Source organism: Azospirillum aestuarii, from assembly GCF_016632405.1.
Taxonomy (GTDB): Bacteria; Pseudomonadota; Alphaproteobacteria; order Azospirillales; family Azospirillaceae; genus Azospirillum; species Azospirillum aestuarii.
In genome coordinates this window covers 1-3,209 of record NZ_JAEPIV010000077.1, presented here as the reverse complement: position 1 = coordinate 3,209, position 3,209 = coordinate 1, and the positions used below count along the sequence as shown (strand labels likewise).

Here is a 3,209-nt window from a genome sequence, read left to right as displayed (position 1 = left end):
CACTGAAGCCGCGTCACAGAACGCCGCCTGATCGGCCCGTCACCCAATCTCCAACATAGCTCGCCGGCCTGGGCAGGTTACTCCGCTTGACGACGATCTGGCCGGTCGGCGCCGTGCCATCCGTTTAGGCCGGCCCTGTCCAAGGCGCGGCGGAGGGAGGCGAGGACCGCCGCATTCCGATCAAGAGGCGGATCAGTGCGTTTTCCGGCCGGACTGCCTTCAGTAATGGTTATATCGCCCGCCGACACCCGTGGTGCCAACGTCCTTTCCTGATAACGGCCGAAGTCACGTGATACCCCCCGATACACGTATCATCGGGGGTATTACGGCACCCTCCACGGCAGCCGAGCGGTGCCGGAAGCCAAAGAGCGCGTTGCTGGGATTGCACCTCCAAAGCGTCGGCGCAAAAGGCCAAGACCTGAACCGGGTCAATTTTATTGTGGAAGTATCGGAATTAGGTCAGTCTTATTGTGGAAACGAGGTCACGCCAATTTGGATGAAATCAGCCTTTTCAGCACGTTGATAGGGTCAGTCTATCTGCGGCCCGACATCGTCGCAAGGCTTGCCGGATGGAAACACCGGCGTCTACGCGCGCCGCTTCAGCGCCGGCGGAGCGGCGGCCGGCGACGCGTTCCTGGTGAACACGACGACCGCCGGCACACAGTCGGACATCGCGCTGTCGACCACGCCGGGTGGCGGCTTCGTGGCGACCTGGGTCAGCGAGGGGCAGGACGGATCGGGCCACGGGATTTACGCCCAGCGCTTCGATGGGGATGGCGGCCGGGTCGGTGATGAGTTCCTGGTCAACGCCACGACCGCGGGCGACCAGACCACCCCTGCCGTGAGCGTCGACGGCACCGGCACTGTTCTCGTCGCTTGGCGCTCCGACGGTCAGGATGGCAGCGGCGCAGGCGTCTTCGCTCGACATTACGGCGCCGCCGCGTTTTCCACGATCAGTGGTGATCCTTCAGCAAACACCTTGGTTGGCGGAGGCGGCAATGATGTCGTCGACGGGCGAGGCGGCTCTGACACTCTGGTCGGGGGGAATGGTTCCGATGCGTTCTTGCTCGCCGGTCCAGGCCAAGGATCCGCCACGATTTTGGATTTTAAACTTGGTGAAGACCATGTTGAATTCGCGGGGGCGGCATTCGGTGGAGTTCCGACAGGGCCACTCGTCCCCAATATGTTTGCGTTGGATGCTCCAACCCAGGCCAACAGCCGCTTCGTGTTCGAGACGGTCACCGGCGTTCTGTCCTATGATCCCGACGGCACCGGGACGGCGGCGGCAGTTCCGATGGCCACGCTCAACGTTCGAACCCTGTCGGCCAGCGATATGCTTGTGGTTTCCTCGTCGTAAGGCCGATGCAGTGCCCTGATCATCCCGGTTCATGTCCGTCAAAGGGACGCGATCCGGACATCGCCGCACCGCCGGGGCGGCGCGCATTCAAGGCGCCGGCCAGATCAGGGCGGTCGGCGCGGATCCCGCTGGCCTTGTCGGTCTAAATGAAGCGGGTGCCACACCGGCGGCGATCAAAGCGGCCAACTGCAGCTCCAGGCGCTGATCTTACCCGACCGGCCGTACCCAATCAGGTGAGGCGCCGGACCGGCGTGTCGCCTCGTATCCATACTCTTTCATGACAGCATAACGCGGCAAGTTTCACAACACCGGCCGGCGCGGACGCATGATCGGCCGGCGGTGTTGCGAAACCGCTCCTATCTGCGCCAGTCGAGTGCCATCGGGCGCCCATGGCTCAGCGGCAGCGGACCAGCGCGTCCATGATGACCAAACTGTAGTTCCCGGGGGCTACGTTGCGCTTGGAGACGATTTCGTGTCCGTTCGGGCAGAGGTTCTGATCGCGCACGCCCTGGGCGATAACCTCTTCCTCGCTCACCTGGCCCGCCTGGAAGGGGCTGGAGTTGGCGCGCAGGGCGTAGGCGTCGGTGCCGTCGGGCAGCTTGACCAGAGCGGGCGGGTTGGCGGTGCAGGCCGCAACCAGAAGCAGTGCGTAAAGGGGCAGGCGCATCGTCAGCCTCGTTTTAGCGTCAGGCGGCGTTGAGGGTGGGGATGGTGGCCAGTTCGTCCTCCAACTCGGTGGCGAGGCGGGCCAGATCATAGCGGGCCTGGAGGTTGACCCAGAGATCCGGCCCGTTGCCGCACAGCTTGCCCAGGCGCAGCGCCATAGCCGGGGTCACCGGCGCCTCTTCACGCAGGATGGCGTGCAGGGTCTGACGGGAAACCTTCAGCAGCTTGGCGATGTCGGAGACCGGACGGTCGAGCGCTGGCAGTACGTCCTCGCGCAACAGGGCGCCGGGGTGCATCGGGGCGAGGCCCCGCTTCAGGGGGGTGGTGGTCATCAGTGATAGTCCTCCAGGTCGACGTCGATGGCGTCCGGGGCGTCCCAGGCGAAGGTGATGCGGTAGTTGGCGGTGACCCGCACCGACCAGCGCTGCGGTGCCCCTTCCAGGCCGCGGAAGTGATAGCCGGGAAGGTTCATGTCCTCGGGCTTGGTCGCGGCGTCCAGCGCCAGCAGGATGCGGCCGACGCGGGCAACGGCGGCACCCTGGACCGGCAGCTTGTCGGCTTTGCCGGTTTCGAAGTAGTGCCGCAGAGCCCTATTCTGAATGGTGCGGATCATGAGTGTAAAGTATTACTTTACACTCATGGCGTCAACGGAAAAGTGTAAGGCGACGGTTTACGTTCATGTCGGGTTCACGGCTATGCCAGAACCGAGCGGTTCCGGCACAGGGCGCCCCCGCTCGCATTTGTGTCAGGCGGCGTTGAGGGTGAGGAGCGCCCCCAAACGGTGAGGCCTGACGCCCCTCCGCCAGCTTAAAATTCACGCCGAGAAAAGCTGTTCGCGGGTGCTCGAACCCCGCACCGCCGTACCTGCATGCTCAAGGCATGAACTCATGGTGGTGGCCGAACAGGAAGAACAGAGCCGGTGAGCGGCGGGCGGCGCGCCCGCGCGTGACGGTGCTGCTTGCCGCCCTTCTCGCCGCAATGGCGCTGCCCGTGGCAGGAGCTCGCGCCCGCGCCCCGTCCGGCTCCTGCGAAGAGGCGATCGAACGGGTGGAGCGCCTCGTCGGCATTCCGTCCGGGCTGCTGCTGGCGGTCGGCCGCGTCGAGTCCGGCCTCAGCACCGGCGGCGAACCGCGCGTCTGGGCCTGGACCATCAACGCCGCGGGGCGTCCCATGCGCTTCGGCAGCC

4 protein-coding genes and 1 pseudogene are annotated in these 3,209 nt (G+C 65.2%); 2 read left to right on the top strand and 3 right to left on the bottom strand.

The window, feature by feature from the left end:
• Window positions 1–637: 637 nt before the first annotated feature.
• Window positions 638–1,357 carry a hypothetical protein gene (locus JJL56_RS32615; protein ID WP_200487918.1) on the top strand — a complete coding sequence of 240 codons (720 nt, stop codon included), beginning with the start codon at window positions 638–640 and terminating at the stop codon, window positions 1,355–1,357.
• Between the two features lie 394 nt (window positions 1,358–1,751).
• On the opposite strand, the gene JJL56_RS32610 is transcribed toward JJL56_RS32615, so the two are convergent.
• From JJL56_RS32610 to JJL56_RS32600, 3 genes are read right to left on the bottom strand one after another with little or no spacing between them, the layout of a single operon-like run.
• A complete protein-coding gene (locus tag JJL56_RS32610) occupies window positions 1,752–2,024 on the bottom strand; it encodes a hypothetical protein (RefSeq protein WP_200487917.1) in 273 nt (90 codons plus the stop codon).
• 19 nt (window positions 2,025–2,043) lie between these two features.
• Window positions 2,044–2,355, bottom strand: coding sequence for a HigA family addiction module antitoxin (locus JJL56_RS32605; protein ID WP_137118876.1), 312 nt, complete (start codon window positions 2,353–2,355; stop codon window positions 2,044–2,046).
• Window positions 2,355–2,636: a type II toxin-antitoxin system RelE/ParE family toxin gene (locus JJL56_RS32600; protein ID WP_200487916.1), complete on the bottom strand. Its 282-nt coding sequence runs from the start codon at window positions 2,634–2,636 to the stop codon at window positions 2,355–2,357. Before JJL56_RS32600 ends, JJL56_RS32605 begins: the two co-directional genes overlap by 1 nt.
• A 332-nt stretch (window positions 2,637–2,968) precedes the next feature.
• On the opposite strand from JJL56_RS32600, the pseudogene JJL56_RS32595 reads away from it, so the two are divergent.
• Window positions 2,969–3,209 (top strand): annotated as a pseudogene (locus JJL56_RS32595) (hypothetical protein); the annotation flags it as partial.

What these genes read in the sequence shown, in the direction of transcription:
- JJL56_RS32610 (WP_200487917.1), bottom strand. Translation starts at nt 2,024, where the DNA reads ATGCGCCTGCCCCTTTACGCACTGCTTCTGGTTGCGGCCTGCACCGCC.
- JJL56_RS32605 (WP_137118876.1), bottom strand. Translation starts at nt 2,355, where the DNA reads ATGACCACCACCCCCCTGAAGCGGGGCCTCGCCCCGATGCACCCCGGC.
- JJL56_RS32600 (WP_200487916.1), bottom strand. Translation starts at nt 2,636, where the DNA reads ATGATCCGCACCATTCAGAATAGGGCTCTGCGGCACTACTTCGAAACC.